The following is a 15,483-nucleotide window of genomic DNA, read 5'->3' on the forward strand; positions in this document are numbered from 1 at the left end:
TTGCCAGCCTATCGGCGTGAGGTTGCTAAGCTGGCACCGTTCCGGTGTCTGTTCGTCAGAAGCCGGTCGCGCGGATGTAGTTCAATGGTAGAACTTCAGCTTCCCAAGCTGATAGCGCGGGTTCGATTCCCGTCATCCGCTCACTTTCGTTTCCCACACTGTCTGTGAGTTCTCAGCCACGTTGAGCAGAGGCAGTCACGATGCAGCTCCGACCATCGCGGATGAACGTGTCGGCGTGACTCCCGTGGGCCAGAAGCGGCGAGCCGCGAACGCGCTGGCAAACGCAATGACAAAGAGAAGACCTGCGGCGGCCGTCAGGCTCACGGAACCGACCCAGCCGGCAAGCGGATAGGTGACGAGGAAACAGGCGTGCGAGAGCGAAAACTGCGCTGTGTAGATCGAGCCGCGCGTGTCATCGGTGGAGGCGCGCAGGAGAAGGCGTGACGACGGTGTGCTGATGAGGGAGGTTCCGGCGCCGATAATGAACCACGCGGCCAGGAGCATCCACCAGGCTCCGTCCCACTCTTTCGCTGCAATGGTCATCGGTATCGAGAGGAGCAACCCACTCGCGGAAACCATTCCTCCGGAGAACATGACGGTGCGGTCACCGAACCGGCTGAGTAGTCGAGGCACGTTGAGCGCCACAAGCAGCGATCCGGCTCCGTAGCACGCGAGTGCCATCGCCAGGCTCGAGCTGGACAGGCCGAACACGTCACGGGAGTAGACGACGCTGTTGACGAGTACCAGCGCGGTCGCGGCGCCGACCGTGAGATTCATCAGCATCAAAAAGCGCAGGCTGGGAGTGCGCGCGAAAATTCGAACGCCGAGTGTTGTGCGCTGCCAGAGGTTGCCCGGCTGGGCGACGAGCATCTGCCTCGGCAGGGTCGTTGCGAGGACCAGGGTCGCCGAGGCGAGAAAGCCAATCATGGTGCCGAGGAAGAGGTTGTTGTAGCTGATCACGGTCAACAGAATCGCGGCAAGGATGGGGCTAACGAGTGCCTCGAGGTCATAGGCGAGACGGGAGAGTGAGAGCGCTTTCGTGTAGTCCTTCTCATCGGGAAGAACCGTTGGGATGAGCGATTGGAACGCCGGGGTGAACGTGGCAGATGCTGCCTGCAACACGAAGACCAGAACATAGATCTGCCAGATTTCGCCGAGAAACGGTAGCGACAACGCCACGAGTGCACGGATGACGTCGGCCGAGACGAGTACCGCCTTCTTGGGAAGCCGCGCGACGATCGCCGCGATGACGGGGGCAACCCCCACATACGCGACCATCTTGATGGTCAACGCCGTTCCCAGCACCGCGCCGGCGTTCGGGCCGGCAAGGTCATACGCCAGCAAGCCCAGCGCGACGGTCAGCAGCCCGGTGCCCAGAAGCGCGACAACCTGCGCGGTAAACAGATTTCGGTAGACGGGGCTTCGCAGAACGGACAGCACGCGTGACTCCAAACGATTGATGATTCAGTAATCATATATCTGCGCAGGCATGCAGATATGCATGCATGCGGATGTGACCAGCGAAGCGGCGTTGCGCACTACTGCGGGGTTTAGCCGCCCGCGCCTGCTTCCGTGAAAGGATCTGCATATGGATGCAGACAAGCCCGTGTGCGGCCGTGAGCCCGATAGCCAGTACGTCGAACTCGCCGTCGAGGTCTTCGCAATGCTTGCCGATGCCACTCGTGTGCGAATAGTGCTCGCACTTCGCGACGGCGAGATGTCGGTGAATAGCCTGGCCGACATCGTGGACAAGTCACCGGCGGCGGTCTCGCAACATCTCGCCAAGCTTCGGCTCGGTCGTTTTGTCACTACTCGGCAGGAGGGCACGCGGGTGTTCTACCGGCTTGAAAATGAACACGTCTCCAAGCTGGTGACCGACGCCATCTTCCAGGCTGAGCACTCGATCGGTGGAACACCCCGGCACCATTCCGCGGCCGATCACTCGAACTAGACGGGCAAGCAAGCCCAGGAATGATCTTGGCGCTTCGCGCCGTGTGGTCGAAGCGATTGGCTACACAAACTAGCTCCTCGCCTGCAGCGCATGGAGATCCATCACGGCGGTAGCGACTGCATGCGGCGCATCGTGCGGCATGTCGTGTCCGCTTGAGACGAGGCGGTGATCAACGAGTCGCGTGAACCGCTCGGCGTGGGCTTCCCTGCTTTGGGGCTCCACCATGGGGTCTTCGGTCGGATCGAGCACGATCGTCGGCACAGCGATTTGCGGTTGGCCGGCCAGCGCGAGCTCAAGCTCGTCATACATCTCGGCACCGGCAACGAGTCCGAAGCGGTGACGGTACGAGTGGATGACGACCTCGACGAAGTCGGGGTTGTCGAACGCGACCGCGGCACGTGCGAACTCGGTCGGTGAGAACTCGCGACCCGGCGCCCACTCCTGCCACAACTGTGCGGCGAGTTCCGCTCGGTATTTTTCAAGGCCCGCACGGCCTCGCTCCCCATGGAAATAGAACTGGTACCAGCCGCGGCTCTCCTCCAGCGGCGGTTCCGGCTCGGCGAATCGCTCGATGTCCTGAATTTCGTAACCACCGACCGCGACGAGCCCCCCGATCAGCTCTGGGCGGGTCGCGGCCGCGATGCACGCCGCCCGGCCGCCCCAGTCGAAGCCCACGACGATGGGGTTGTCGAGGGCGAGAGTCTCGATCAAGTCGATGGCATCGCTGCCAATTGCTGCTTGCTGGCCCGATCGAAGCGTTGACTCCGAGATGAACCGCGTCGGGCCGTAACCCCTCAGATAGGGAGCAAAAACCCGTGCTCCCGCGCCAACCAATTCGTCGGCGACCGCTTCGTACGAGTGCGGGTCGAACGGGAATCCGTGCAGGAGCAGAACCGGCCAGCCGTCTTCGGGCCCGGCCGTCTCGATCGCCACGTCGAGCTGCCCGCTCCGGATCATCCTGCGCGTGAAGTCCATGGGGCAACGCTAGCTTCATTTCTGTGCGTGCCCGGCAACGCAAACGTCACCTACGGCGCAAAAATCAGCAGCACGAACATCCCGAACAGCACCAAGTGCGCGGCACCATGCAGGCTGGTTGTGCGGCGCGCGGTGAAGGTGACGATCGTCAGCACGAGCGTCGTGACGATGAGGAGCATGTTCGCGGGCGACTCACCGAGCACCACCGCCTTGCCCGTCAGGAGACCGATGATGAGCACGGCCGGGATTGTGAGCCCGACCGTCGACACGAAGGCTCCGAGCCCGAGGTTGATCGTGCGCTGCGTCTCATTGCCGAGTGACGCACGGATGGCGGTTGCGGCTTCCGGGGTGAAGACGATCGCTGCGATGAGCACGCCGCTCAGCACGGCCGGGGCATCCAGCAGCTCGATACCGACGTCGAGCACGATCGCGAGGTCGTGCGAAAGCAACACGATGGGCAGCACGAAGATCACCAGCAGCACGGAATGCGTGAGGAGCGTCGCGCGTCGGACCCGCGAGGCTACGGTCGATGGCACGGAGGGAGCGTGTGCCGAGCGCTGCGCCGGAGTACCCGTTGGCGGTGCATCTCCCAGCCCCGGCTGCACGAACAGGTCTCGGTGTGTCGTCATCTGCAAGATGAGGAAGAACGCGTAGAGGGCAGCGGCCAGCACCGAGAGCACGATCGCCTGCAGCGGAACCAGCGAGCCATCGGCCGTCGACGAGGTGAAGTTCGGAAGCACGAGTGAGAGAAGCGAGAGCACGACGATCATCGCCAGATACGAGGAGGTGCCCTGCCGGTTGTAGGCCTGCTGGCCATACTTCAGCCCGCCGGCCACGAGCGCGACACCCATGACGCCGTTCAAGATGATCATCATCACGGCGAACAAGGAATCGCGGCCGATCGTCGGGGATGCGGCGGGGCCGAGCATCACCGACGAGATCAGGATCACCTCGATGAGAACGATCGACAGCGTCAGAACAAGGGTGCCGAAAGGCTCGCCGAGCGCCTGGGCGAGATGCTCGGCCTCGCGAACCACACCAAACGACGCGACGACGATGGCCGCCAAGATCACGACGAACGATCCGCCGGCGACCACTGGAGCGATTGGCGCAGCAAACAGAGTCGGGCCGAAGGCGACGGATGCGCCGACAACGGCCCACACGAGCACGAGCGGCACGATCACCGACGGGGAACGGAGCACAGCGGATACCGCAGCGCCAGGCGAGGCCGGGATGCGCTCATCGGCCGACGGGGAGCGAGGAGGAGTAGTCATGTCATTGCCCGGGTTCCCGCCCCAATCTAGGGGGCCTAGCGTGGCAGCGTCAACGGCGGATGCCCGGGTCAGCACATGCGCGAAGTGCAAGACCTCCTGAACTACGTCACATTCTTTGCCGAGCATCCGGATCTGGCTATCTCCGGCGCTTCTTCGCCTGAATCTGTTCACCGCATTCCGCGATGACTCGGCCAGGTGCGGGTGGCACCGAGCGTTTACTTGCTGCTGCTACGCTCGCCCCCGATAGCGCCTAGGGTTCCGGGACGACACCGTCTGTCTGGTTCGAGCGGCGCCACGGCGACCGCGATCGATCGACCGTCATCTCAAGGGATAGAAGCCTGGAGGACCCCTGAGCCGCGCCTTCGCGCGGCAGGAAAGGTCCTTCGTGTCAGCCTTCGTTCTGTTTCTCGTCTTGTCCGCCGCAGTCTGCCATGCGGCCTGGAATGTGCTTGCTCACAGCGTGAGCCGGACCGGCATTCCATTCCTCTGGTGGGGAGCTCTGGCGAGCACGGTGATCTGGGCGCCGCTCATTCCATTCACCGGTGGTCTCGGAGACGGCGGGCCTGAGCTGCTCACCGGATTCGCCCTGGGGGTGGGCGTCTCGGGAGTGTTGCACGTGGTGTACATGCTGGTGCTCCAGCAGGGCTACGCGCGCGGCCGGTTGTCGACGGTCTACGCGACTGCCCGCGGGACCGGACCGGCATTGAGCTCGTTTCTCGCCGTGGTGCTGCTGGGAGAGCACATCGGCCTGGTCGCCGGAATCGGCATCGCTGTCATTGTCGTCGGGGTGGTCTTCACGGGCCTGATCGGCCGAACAAAACCTGCACCGGGTGCGCGACGGGGGCTCGATCTGAGCATCGTCTTCGGAGTGTTGACCGGGGTCTCCATTGCGACCTACACAATTTGGGACACGCATGCTCTGCGAACCTGGGGCTTGTCGCCGGTCGCTTTCATGGTCGGGTGCACTCTCGTGGAGCTCGTGCTCTACGCCCCATCGATGCTTCGCCGTAGGCACGAGATGGTCGATGTCTGCCGCTCCCATTGGCCGCGCATCCTGGCCTTCGGGGTGCTTTCCCCGCTGTCGTACTTGCTCATTCTGACGGCCGTGACGCTGGCGCCGGTGGCCCTGGTGGCTCCGATCCGCGAGGTCAGTGTGGTGCTCGTATCGCTCTTCGGCGTGCTGGTTCTGCGCGAGGATTCGGCGGTGCGGCGCGTGGTGGCTTCGGTCGTGGTGGTGGGCGGCGTGCTCATGCTGGCGTTCTAAGTGTTCCAGCCAGCACTAGGTCGGCAGCCAGAGATCCTTTGGGCCCTGCCACCTGTACTGGGACCTACTACCGCTGACGTACTCTCGCTAGAGTTTGGCGACCCGGAAGGACCCGAACCCGATGAGCACCAATGCCTCAATTGACGAGACCCAAACTCCATCTGGAGACAGAGCGTCCGCGGATGAGATTGCAGCCGACACAGCCTCGCTTCCTAGTAGCAAGGCGCAGAGGCGGAAGCGCTCGAAGCGGAGCATCGCGCTGATCGTCGTGTCCGCCATTGCTGTATTCGGATGGGTTGCATTCGGCGTCGCCGCGAGTGTCGCCTCAAACACCGCTCTCGAGCTAAACGCTGCGCAATCGGCCAACACGGAATTGTCAGGCGAGAATGACAGCCTGACCAGCGACCTAGAGACGGTGACGGAGTCCCGAGACTCGTACCAAGACGCTGCCAGCGATGTCGCCAAGAAGGAAATCGAGCTATCGACGAAGGAGGCAGCGCTGAAAACCCGCGAGGACGCACTTGTCTCCGCTGAGAAGCACATCGAGGAATCCACGCTGAAAGATGGCTACTCGTACATCACTGGCGCCACCATGCAACCGGGCACGTACGAAACTAGCTCGACAAGCAGCCGTTGCTACTGGAGCATCCTCAAATCGGGGACCAACGGTTCCGACATCGTTGACAATGACCTGGGCGCTCAAGGTGTGATTCGGGTGACAGTCAATGGCGGTCAGGATTTCACATCACACGACTGTGGGGCGTGGCGGAAGATCGGCTAGATCGTCAACCGCATGCTTGATCCGCGGCGGACCAAGTCAAATCGTTTTACCCGCTGCGTGCTTAGATGCGCGCGTCGACCGGATACAACTGCACCCCGTGGGTGAGCTGGCGCAGCGCACGGATCGCGAGCGCGGCCGGCATCCCGGGGTCTGACATCGGGTCTTCGGCCGCAGCGCTGGCCTCGAGTGCGACACGCAGCGCATCCGTGGCTGCCGACGCGATGAGACGCACGGCAAACGGATCGGCAGCGGGGCCGGCGAGCGTCGCGACCACCTCGCGCAGCTGCACCTCGGATTCGCCGTTGACGCGGTACCAGACGAACTGGAGGTCGGGGTCATCGTCGGCGGCACGGAGCAAGCCGAGTGTCCAGCGCAGACTCTCGAGGTCGGCGTCGCTTCGCGGGGTGAGCACCTCCACGATGGTGCGTTCGAGGGCTTCCAGCGGCTCCTCCTGCGGGGCCGAGGCGGCGAGAAGTGCTCGCCAGTGACCGGCGCCCACCGTGAGCAGCGGAGCCACGGCGTCTTCCTTGGTGCGGAAGTACCGGTAGAACGTGCGCACGGCAACCCCCGCCTGCTGGGCGATTTCCTCCGCCGTCACCGCGGCGGCGCCCCGGTCGGCGAACAGTCGCGCGGCGGCACGTGCAATCTCGAGCTGGGTCGCCGCCTTGCGGCGCTCCGTGAGGCTCGGGGGTGTGGAGTCCATGTCAGGAGCGTACGCTGCTCGCGCCACCTGTGCATACCCTGCACAGGTGGCACATCGTGCCACATCGGCGTAACGTGTAGCGCAACTCCTCCCCGAATGAAAGGTCACACGACATGAACCGTTACACCGGACGCCGCGCTATCGTCACCGGCGGAGGCTCTGGCATTGGCCAGGCCACCGTGCTCCGCATGCTTTCCGAGGGCGGCAACGTCGTCGCGGCCGACGTCAGCGAGGCGGGTCTCGCCGACACCGTCGCCAAGGCCGGCGACGCTGCCGAACGCCTCACGACCATCGTCGTCAATATCGCCGACGAGGCATCCGTTCGCTCCGCCGTTGCGACCGCGGTCGAGGCGCTCGGCGGACTCGACGTGCTCGTGAACGCCGCCGGCATCCTGCGCTCGTCGCACACCCACTCGACGACCCTCGAGGCGTTCCAGCAGGTCATCAACGTGAACCTCGTCGGCACCTTCCTGATGATCCGTGAGGCGATCCCGGCACTGCTCGAGGGCAATGGCTCGGCCGTCGTCAACTTCAGCTCCACCTCGGCCGCGTTCGCGCACCCCTACATGGCGGCCTATGCAGCCAGCAAGGGCGGCGTGCAGTCGATGACGCACGCTCTCGCCGCCGAATACGCCAAGCAGGGCATCCGTTTCAACTCCGTGCAGCCCGGCTCGATCTCGTCTGGCATGACCGACGGCAGCGGCGAGAGCAAGCAGAGCCAGGGCCCCGGCCTGCCCGAAGACGCCGACTTCAGCCTGTTCATGAAGCTCGCCCCGGCCATCAAGCAGGGCTTCGCCGGCCCCGAGGCGGTCGCCGGCGTCGTCGCGATGCTCGCGAGCGACGATGGCGCGTTCGTCACCGGCACCGAGGTGCGCATCGACGGCGGCACGCACTTCTAGTTCGGCGAGCGCCCGCCACTCTGGCCTGGCGCGGTGTTTCCCGGTGGGCGCGCGCTCTACCCCGCGCCCACCGGGATACACCGCGCCGGGACTACTCACGATGCCCCGAGGTGGCGCGAACCGGTCGTCTGCGAGAGCGGATGCCTCGGGTCGCGACCTCGTTCGCGCTCGGTCTGACTACGGCGTGTCGGCGAATCGTCGTCCCGCCTCGAGAATCATTTCGGTCATTCGCTGATTTCCGCGGTGGCCCGATTCAGCAATAACATGCAGTTCGGCGTGGGGCCAGGCTTGAGCCAACGCCCAGGGAACGTCAACCGGGCTCCCGATGTCGAGCTGCCCGTGCAGCATCACGCCGGGGATTCCGGCGAGGCGAGATGCGTCGCGAAGAATCTGACCTTCCTCCAACCAGGCGCCGTGGTGAAAGTAGTGAGCGACGATCCTCGCGAACTGCAGGCGGAAACCGGCATCCGCGTACCGAGGACTCGGCGCCCACCCTGGCTCCAACGAGACCGCTGCATCCTCCCAGTCGCACCAGCGCCGTGCCGCCTCCCGCTGGGCGTCGTGGTCGTCGGATTCATTGAGCAGGCGGTTGTAAGCCGCGACCAGATCGCCGTCCTGTTCGGGCGTGGGGACGCCACCCCGAAAGCGGGCCCATTGCTCCGGGAGATAGCGCCCCGTCTCGTGATAGAGCCAGTGCACATCACTTCTGCGCGTCATCGTCACGGCAACGAGCACGAGAGCACGCACGCGCTCGGGATGGGTTTCGGCGTAGGCGAGCGCCAGGGTGCAACCCCACGATCCACCCCAGACAACCCAGCGATCGACTCCGAGAAGTTCGCGCAGTTGTTCAATGTCAGCGAGCAAGTGGTGTGTGGTGTTGGTGGCGAGACTGACTCGCGGGTCACTCGCCAGCGGAGTGCTTCGCCCACAGTTGCGCTGATCCATCTGCACGATCAGGTACCGCTCAGGGTCCCAGTTGCGCCGACCTCCGGGCGTCGTGCCCGACCCCGGCCCACCGTGGAGCATCAGCACCGGGGTGCCCTGCGGGTTTCCGCTCGTCTCCCAATAGATCTGGTGGCCGTCGCCGACATCCATCATTCCCGTTTCATACGGTTCGATCGGAGGATAGGTCTCCACGCGATTCCTTTCAGCGGCGCTGCATTGCGCCAGACAACAATAGATCCATGAAGATCGAAATCCTGCACATCGACGACTGCCCCAACTCCGACGAGGTGCAGGTGCGCGTGCGCCGTGCGGTCGAGGCCGCCGGTGTGACGGATGCCGAGATCGTCACCACGCTGCTGCGCACGAGCGAAGACGCCGCCGCCACCCTCTTCGCAGGCTCGCCGACCGTGCTGGTCAACGGAGTCGATGCCTTCCCCGGCGCGGATCGCACCTCGGACTTGGCCTGCCGCATTTACCCGGCCGGAGACGGTTTCGATGGCCTGCCGACGACCGAGCAGCTCGTTGCCGTGCTCCGCGAGAAGTCACGCGCCGCCGAAAGTCTCACCTACGAGGCCTCTGCCCCTCAGCCGGATGCCGCGGCATCCGCCCGCCACTGACCGCCCGGGAGTCAGTCGATGACGCTCTGCCAGATCGCCTCATGGCTTTCGATGTAGTCGATGTCGCCGAGATAGATGTCGAGATGGCCGTCATCGATATGACGAGCGAAGTTCTCGTCGCCTGCCGCCGCCGACGCACGCATCAGCGAAGCGAGCGCGTCGAGACGAGGCGCCACCATCCCGATCGCCTCACGGCGAGACTCACGATCGCAACCATAGGCGTCGAGGAAGGCTCGCGCACGACGTGCCTGCACTCGGCTGTCAGAGAAGTCGTCGGTTGCGCCGAATGAAAGCGACATCGGGGCGAACCGATACAGCGCGTATGCCAGGTCCCAGGCGCGTGGCCCGAGCCGGGCATGATCGAAGTCGATCATCGCGACCGCCGAGGCAGCGCGGAAGACCACGTTGTAGGGCGCGAAATCGCCGTGACAGACCACCTCGACCGGCTCGAGGGGGTCGTGCTGAAGTCCGGCGAGACCGGTTTCCGCGCGGTCGACGGTGGCGTCATGGAACTCGCGAAGCAGGCGTGCGGCCGTGACCAGCGCAGTTTCACTGCGCACGGATGCCGAGAGCGGGTAGTTTCCGACTTCGCCGGGAACAAATTCGAGCATCTCGCGCCCACTGCCATCCGTGCCGAGCACACGCGGAGCACCGCGGAACCCGTGCTCGGCCACATGCGTCAGAAGAAGGTGTACAGCTGGAGTCCACTCCCGGGTCGGCCGGCGCACGGTGTCACCCACCTTCACGACTGTCGTCGTTCCGCCACCGGGGAGTTCGATTTCGTCGGACTCCCCCGCGCGCACTTGTGGTCTCTCCTCGTGATTCATTGGCATCACTCGCCGTGGTGAGACGCCTCGACGTGCTCGCCATCCTCGAGAAGCATGCCGACCGGGGTGGCGCAGGTGTCACCCTTCCAGGCTTCGATTCCCTCCCGAATGGCAAACACCGCGATGACCAAGGCCGCAATCGGGTCAGCCCAACTCCACCCCAGCGTCGAGTTGAGAACAAGCCCCACCAGAACCGCAGCAGAGAGATACGTGCAGAGCAGGGTCTGCTTGGAATCAGCGATTGCCGTCGCAGAGCCCAGTTCGCGACCAGTGCGGCGCTCGAACCAGGAGAGGAACGGCATCACGACCACGCTCACCGCGGTGATGATGATTCCGAGCGTGCTGTGCTGGGGCTCGATGGCCCCGGCCAGGGACAACACCGCGCTGACGCTCACATAGGCTGCCAGAGCAAAGAACGCGAACGCGATGACACGCAGCGTTCCCTTTTCATACTTCTCCGGGTCGGCTCGAGAGAATTGCCAGGCAACAGCGGCCGCCGAGAGAACCTCGACAAGCGAGTCAAGACCGAATCCAATCAGCGCCGCCGACGACGCCATCGAGCCGGCCACCACCGACACGACGGCCTCGATGAGGTTGTAGCCGATGGTGAACGCAACAATCCATCGGATGCGCCGGTGCAGCAGTTCCTTGCGAGCTTGCGACATCTCGGGGCGGCTGGCGACCGTCATCGAGTCTCCTCGCAGCATCCGGGCACCGGGCACGCTGCATCTTGGCAGGGCGCCGATTCGTCAACGGCGAGCACGACATCCAACAATGCGGTCAGGGCATTGCTGAGGTGGGGGTCGGCGATGGAGTAGCGGGTCTGCCGACCCTCCGGTTCAGCGACGACGATTCCGCAGTCGCGCAGGCATGTCAGGTGATTGGAGACGTTCTGGCGCGTGAGGCCCAGCGTCTCCGCCAACGCAGCCGGGTAGGTGGAGCCGTCCACGAGCACCATCAGGATGCGGGACCGCGTGGGGTCGGCCATCGCCCGGCCCAGCCGGTTCATGACGTCGAGGCGGGAAGCGACTGTGAGCATACGAGAACAATACAGCCCACGCTGTACTGTGCCAACGCACGCGGAGCCGAGCGGAGCCGAGGTCGGATTATTCAGCCGGAAAACCCGGCGACTTCATCGCGTCGACTTGCGGCCCATTGACATGCCCAGCACAAAGGCGACGAGAGCAACGCAAGCCAAGACGGCACCAGGCCGTTCGAGGAGCTGACGGTGAACGAATCCCTTGGACTCGTCCAGGGAGTGCTGAGCTTGTGACCGCGCCTCGGAAGCCGCCTCGGTGACCCGCGACGTGGCGTACCCCACCGCCGATGAGACATCGTCGGCGATGTTCGACGCCTTTTTCCCGGTATCACGGAGAATTCCGGCGGCCGCGTCCGCGACCGAATCAAGCTGGCTGTCGTCCGTTGAACTCATCATGTCTCCTCTTCGGTGGTTCAGTGCGCGAGCCGCGACCCAGCAACCGGATCGCGAGGACCGCTTCGTTCCTCACACGGTACGCGCGCAATCCAGATCTCACGAGGGTGACGTGTCGAGACACGGAGGACCAGATGGGGCTGCGGCGCCTACTGACTCGGGGTGCGATGACGGGCAGACCGAGGAAGCACCACAAGCACAAAGATGAGCAGCGCGAAGATCACCGTGCCCACGATGATCCCGGCGAGGAGGCTGGTCACCACGTCGAAGATGAACATCACGACGCCGCCAGTGAGCAGAGCCACCAGCAGAAGCGTCACCCGCAGGAGTCGGTCGCCGATCACGACGACGCGCTCCTTCTGGTGACGTTGAAAGAGGGTACGGTGCAGGCTCACCGGCGCCAGACCGAGGGCGGTCGCCGACGCAGCGAGTATGACGAGGACCAGATACATCGTGACCTGACGGTCATTCAGTTGACTGAAACGCTGCTGAAAGGCGATCGCCAGAAGAAAGCCACTGATGATCTGGGTTCCTGTTTGTGTCACCCGCAGCTCCTGGAGGATCTCCTCCCAGTTGCGGTCGAACCGCTCGTTCGCTGACTCGTCACGTCCATCACCGGCTGGTGCAGGATGCGCCGGGTCGGTCATCAGGCCACCTCCCGATCGGTCGGGTCGGATCGCGTAAGTCAGTTCGCCGCCAGCCTAGGCCTGCATCCGCGTCGGTGGAATCTCGGAGGGCGATCAGTGGGCGCGCGGCCGAACGGGTTGCCTCAGGATGGTCTTGAGCTTGGCCGGATCCGTGCGCCGCGCATCGCTGAGGTAGATCTCGTGATGGTCGCCGTTGAAGGCGAGGCCGTTCTCGGGGATGTACTCGTGGTGCAGCCGGTCGAGGGTCGGCGCTTCATCGTCGTACGGGCCGATGTGCAGAATCTGCACCGACATCCCTTCCTCAAGGGTGATCAGCGAGATCAGCTCCAGCGCCGGGAGGTTCTTCTTCGCGCTCAGGGCGGTGATCGCCGCAGCGACCATCTCCTCGGTGATCCAATCGGGCTGGCTGATCATCATGGTCCAGTCCCACGAACTCTTGTCACGCGTCACGAACACCTCCATGTCGTCTGCTCGCCACAGGCCTTCCAGCGGTGCGACGACGAAGTCCCGGTTCAGTGACTTCTTGCTCTCGAACTTCAGCGTGTACGCGGTGCCGTAGAGCGCTTCGAGCGCCGCGGCATAGGCCGGTGCGGTGTTGGGGTCGCCGTGCCCGTCGATCGAGAGATATTGAGTTCTCGGAACCTCGACGATAGTGAAGTTCTTCGACGGCGGCGAGAAGAGCTCTTTCCTGGCCGCCTTGACGTCGTACTTTTCCATAGTCATCTCCCTCTCGATCGTTGCCAGGGTGCGGGTGGTCCACTCCGCGTCAGCCAGCAGCATGGTCTCGCTGTAGTCGAAGATCGCGGATGCCGCCGCAGGCAGCGGTTGCTGCCGGCTTCGAGCTGCTTGCACCTCGGCAAGTTGTGCTCGCAACGCGTCTGCCCGGTCCCGCAGACGGGTTGCCACCTCGTCGGAGGGAAGGCCCGCGGTGTTGGCTATCGCCACGAGCACTCGAGCACGCAGCGGATCCAGCGTGGCGAGGGCATCGAGCGAGGCGACGACGTAGAGCTCGTGGCCCGCCACCGTCAGTCGAAATGTCGTTCGTGATTTTCCCGACCCGACCGGCCCCACCGCTTCGATCAGTCCCCGCTTGGCGAGCTTGTCGAGCAGATAGTAAATCGAAGAGAAACCGAGCGCGGTCCAGTTGCGCACACCGCGCTCGTCAATCACCTTCTCGAGCTCATACCCGTGTCGGGGACTCTCGGAGAGGAGCCCGAGAATGGTCAGCTCGGCGTCGGTCAGGGTCGGGGACATGCGATTACTCTAGCGCTAGAATAATTCGCGCGCGATGATTCGGCGAAGACGTGTGCCACGTAGCCGGGGCGCCGATCAGCTAGATGCGCTGGACCGAGCGCGCAGGTGGATGCGTTGTCCCTGCTTCCCGAACATGCTCAGAATCTCCACCGGAGCGGCACCTGCCGATCCGAACCAATGCGGATTCCGTGTGTCGAACTCTGCGGCTTCGCCCGCGCCGAGCACGATGTCATGTTCGCCAAGCACGAGGCGGAGCCGGCCGGAGAGAACGTAGATCCATTCGTAGCCGGTATGCGTTCGTAGGTCGACTTCGCGCTCTGACGCGGGGATCGTGATCTTGTAGGCCTGCGGCTCGCCGTGGTGCTGGGAGAGCGGAGTGAGGATCCGCCCGTCGGTTCGGGTCGGCTTGAGCGGCACCCGAGGGTCTTCGATCTTCGGCGAGGTGACGATCTCATCCAGGGGCACGGCTAAGGCCGCGACGATCGGGAGCAGGAGTTCCAGGCTCGGCTTTCTCTGCCCGGATTCGAGTCGCGACAGGGTGCTCTTCGAGATCCCGGTGGCCTTGGCGAGGTCGTCGAGAGTCAAGTTCTTCTTCTGACGGATGCGACGCACCCGCGGTGCGATCTGGTTCAGCTCTGTCGCGATGCGTTGCGTGGCACTCATCAGAACATCGAAACACGACGTCCCGGTTTCAGCAACAGAAGTCCCACATTTCTGGCTTGTGGTGGCACCGTCGTTGTAGAGGTGGTGGCCACCACTCTCAACTATTAAGCCCCTCACCCCGTAAGGAACCCTCATGTCCCAGCCCACCTCCCAGCCCGGCGCCATGAACGCCACTGCCACCCGTCCCCCGTCGATCCATGCGAAGGCAGTCATCACGTGGATCGCCATCTTCCCGCTCGTGTCGCTCGGCTTTTATGCCATCGCGCCGTTTGCGGGCGAGTGGAATCCGGTGCTGCGCGCGTTCGTCCTCTCGGTCGTGGTCGTTCCGATCGCCGTGTACCTGGTGGTACCGCAGTTGATGCGCGCCTACGGAAAGCTCCAGACGGTTCGCCGCTAGCTCTCCCCCATCGGGACCTCGGTGAATGTGGTCGGTCAACGCGCTCCGGCGTCATGTGCAGTATTCTCGACGTGGTGACCGACCCCACTCTGCGCCTCCCGGCGAAAACGTTCCGCGCTGTGCTCGACCTCGGACCCCTCCCGGTCGGCGGCCCGCCTCTTCCCGCACGATTTGTGCATCCTGAATTCGATGTCGAGTTGCTTGAAGACGGCGGAGCCGAGATCGCCGCGTTCTACCTGGAGTTCGCCGACGGGCAGCTTCACCTCGAGGTCAGTAACGACCGACTTGAGCACCACTTCCACGGCGCGGCCGGGGAACACGCGGATGCGAGCCCATGGTCGGACGAGGACACCGATGCTCTTCTCGCCTGGGCGACGATTCACATCGCCCACGTTCTGCCGATCCTTCCCGAACTGCTCGACAACATCGACGAAGCCGCGGAATGGTGCGATATCGGATTGCCCGTCTACGCGCGCGACTACGAGCCGGTTCCCCTTGAAATCGTCGAGGTCGAGGTGGAGGGCGACCTGCTCATGCTCCCCTGGCTTGGCGCCGGCCAGGTCGACCACGAACACCTCGATGGTCCCGATGAGCCGATCGCGCTGCTCTGGTCTCCAAACGACGAACCGGCGGATGTGCCGATCGCGAAGGCGTGGCTGGATCTCGGAACCGGACACCCGGCATCCGCGGCCGAACCGGGCATCGACTGGACGGCGGTCGGTTTACCCGAATCTGAAGTGCTCGCGTGGTTCGAGGGTTTCTACCTCAACCACCAAGTGATCGCCGACCCGGCCGACTTGATTCGGGTGGCTGCGATGAAGCGGATCGCCGGCTTCGACAGCTAGCCGGGTGCG

Annotated in this window: 19 protein-coding genes and 1 tRNA gene; 8 read left to right on the top strand and 12 right to left on the bottom strand. The window is 64.1% G+C overall.

What is annotated here, in order from left to right; all coding sequences use genetic code 11:
- The first annotated feature begins 70 nt into the window (after nt 1–70).
- Nucleotides 71–141 (top strand) — tRNA-Gly (locus AB4Y63_RS08245).
- Nucleotides 142–195: 54 nt separating this feature from the next.
- On the opposite strand, the gene AB4Y63_RS08250 is transcribed toward AB4Y63_RS08245, so the two are convergent.
- Complete coding sequence (locus AB4Y63_RS08250) at nt 196–1,440, bottom strand: MFS transporter (RefSeq protein WP_441790572.1); 1,245 nt, start codon at nt 1,438–1,440, stop codon at nt 196–198.
- A 148-nt stretch (nt 1,441–1,588) separates the two neighbouring features.
- On the opposite strand from AB4Y63_RS08250, the gene AB4Y63_RS08255 reads away from it, so the two are divergent.
- Nucleotides 1,589–1,951: an ArsR/SmtB family transcription factor gene (locus AB4Y63_RS08255; protein WP_441790573.1), complete on the top strand. Its 363-nt coding sequence runs from the start codon at nt 1,589–1,591 to the stop codon at nt 1,949–1,951.
- A gap of 69 nt (nt 1,952–2,020) precedes the next feature.
- Here the strand turns inward: AB4Y63_RS08255 and AB4Y63_RS08260 are convergent, their stop codons facing one another.
- Entirely contained in the window at nt 2,021–2,926 is a 906-nt protein-coding gene (locus AB4Y63_RS08260; RefSeq protein WP_441790574.1) for an alpha/beta fold hydrolase, read from the bottom strand.
- Nucleotides 2,927–2,976: 50 nt separating this feature from the next.
- Nucleotides 2,977–4,200 (bottom strand): calcium:proton antiporter, encoded by a 1,224-nt coding sequence (locus AB4Y63_RS08265; protein WP_441790575.1) that lies wholly within the window; start codon nt 4,198–4,200, stop codon nt 2,977–2,979.
- 385 nt (nt 4,201–4,585) lie between these two features.
- Here AB4Y63_RS08265 and AB4Y63_RS08270 point away from each other — a divergent pair, with 385 nt between their 5' ends.
- Nucleotides 4,586–5,464, top strand: coding sequence for an EamA family transporter (locus AB4Y63_RS08270; RefSeq protein WP_441790576.1), 879 nt, complete (start codon nt 4,586–4,588; stop codon nt 5,462–5,464).
- A 121-nt stretch (nt 5,465–5,585) separates the two neighbouring features.
- Entirely contained in the window at nt 5,586–6,245 is a 660-nt protein-coding gene (locus tag AB4Y63_RS08275; RefSeq protein WP_441790577.1) for a hypothetical protein, read from the top strand.
- Between the two features lie 61 nt (nt 6,246–6,306).
- Here AB4Y63_RS08275 and AB4Y63_RS08280 read toward each other — a convergent pair whose 3' ends face one another.
- Nucleotides 6,307–6,948: a TetR/AcrR family transcriptional regulator gene (locus AB4Y63_RS08280; protein ID WP_441790578.1), complete on the bottom strand. Its 642-nt coding sequence runs from the start codon at nt 6,946–6,948 to the stop codon at nt 6,307–6,309.
- Between the two features lie 113 nt (nt 6,949–7,061).
- Here AB4Y63_RS08280 and AB4Y63_RS08285 point away from each other — a divergent pair, with 113 nt between their 5' ends.
- A complete protein-coding gene (locus AB4Y63_RS08285) occupies nt 7,062–7,847 on the top strand; it encodes an SDR family NAD(P)-dependent oxidoreductase (protein WP_441790579.1) in 786 nt (261 codons plus the stop codon).
- Nucleotides 7,848–8,024: 177 nt separating this feature from the next.
- Here the strand turns inward: AB4Y63_RS08285 and pip are convergent, their stop codons facing one another.
- The gene (gene pip, locus AB4Y63_RS08290) at nt 8,025–8,984 is read right to left on the bottom strand and encodes a prolyl aminopeptidase (RefSeq protein WP_441790580.1); all 960 of its coding nucleotides are present in this window, start codon (nt 8,982–8,984) and stop codon (nt 8,025–8,027) included.
- A 47-nt stretch (nt 8,985–9,031) separates the two neighbouring features.
- Here pip and AB4Y63_RS08295 point away from each other — a divergent pair, with 47 nt between their 5' ends.
- Entirely contained in the window at nt 9,032–9,409 is a 378-nt protein-coding gene (locus AB4Y63_RS08295) for a thioredoxin family protein (protein ID WP_441790581.1), read from the top strand.
- An 11-nt stretch (nt 9,410–9,420) separates the two neighbouring features.
- Here the strand turns inward: AB4Y63_RS08295 and AB4Y63_RS08300 are convergent, their stop codons facing one another.
- From AB4Y63_RS08300 to AB4Y63_RS08330, 7 genes are all read right to left on the bottom strand, one after another.
- Nucleotides 9,421–10,212: an aminoglycoside phosphotransferase family protein gene (locus AB4Y63_RS08300; RefSeq protein WP_441790582.1), complete on the bottom strand. Its 792-nt coding sequence runs from the start codon at nt 10,210–10,212 to the stop codon at nt 9,421–9,423.
- 29 nt (nt 10,213–10,241) lie between these two features.
- A complete protein-coding gene (locus tag AB4Y63_RS08305) occupies nt 10,242–10,925 on the bottom strand; it encodes a cation diffusion facilitator family transporter (RefSeq protein WP_441790583.1) in 684 nt (227 codons plus the stop codon).
- Nucleotides 10,922–11,275: a Cd(II)/Pb(II)-sensing metalloregulatory transcriptional regulator CmtR gene (cmtR, locus tag AB4Y63_RS08310; RefSeq protein WP_441790584.1), complete on the bottom strand. Its 354-nt coding sequence runs from the start codon at nt 11,273–11,275 to the stop codon at nt 10,922–10,924. Before cmtR ends, AB4Y63_RS08305 begins: the two co-directional genes overlap by 4 nt.
- A gap of 93 nt (nt 11,276–11,368) precedes the next feature.
- Entirely contained in the window at nt 11,369–11,668 is a 300-nt protein-coding gene (locus AB4Y63_RS08315) for a hypothetical protein (protein ID WP_441790585.1), read from the bottom strand.
- 149 nt (nt 11,669–11,817) lie between these two features.
- Nucleotides 11,818–12,315, bottom strand: a complete 498-nt coding sequence (locus AB4Y63_RS08320; RefSeq protein ID WP_441790586.1) for a DUF6328 family protein — start codon at nt 12,313–12,315, stop codon at nt 11,818–11,820.
- A gap of 93 nt (nt 12,316–12,408) precedes the next feature.
- Nucleotides 12,409–13,569 (bottom strand): GyrI-like domain-containing protein, encoded by a 1,161-nt coding sequence (locus AB4Y63_RS08325; RefSeq protein ID WP_441790587.1) that lies wholly within the window; start codon nt 13,567–13,569, stop codon nt 12,409–12,411.
- 75 nt (nt 13,570–13,644) lie between these two features.
- Nucleotides 13,645–14,232, bottom strand: coding sequence for a helix-turn-helix domain-containing protein (locus tag AB4Y63_RS08330; RefSeq protein ID WP_441790588.1), 588 nt, complete (start codon nt 14,230–14,232; stop codon nt 13,645–13,647).
- Between the two features lie 133 nt (nt 14,233–14,365).
- On the opposite strand from AB4Y63_RS08330, the gene AB4Y63_RS08335 reads away from it, so the two are divergent.
- Complete coding sequence (locus AB4Y63_RS08335) at nt 14,366–14,629, top strand: hypothetical protein (protein WP_441790589.1); 264 nt, start codon at nt 14,366–14,368, stop codon at nt 14,627–14,629.
- Nucleotides 14,630–14,703: 74 nt separating this feature from the next.
- Entirely contained in the window at nt 14,704–15,474 is a 771-nt protein-coding gene (locus AB4Y63_RS08340) for a hypothetical protein (protein ID WP_441790590.1), read from the top strand.
- Nucleotides 15,475–15,483: the final 9 nt, after the last annotated feature.

This window comes from Leifsonia sp. YAF41, assembly GCF_052113185.1.
Taxonomy (GTDB): Bacteria; Actinomycetota; Actinomycetes; order Actinomycetales; family Microbacteriaceae; genus Cryobacterium.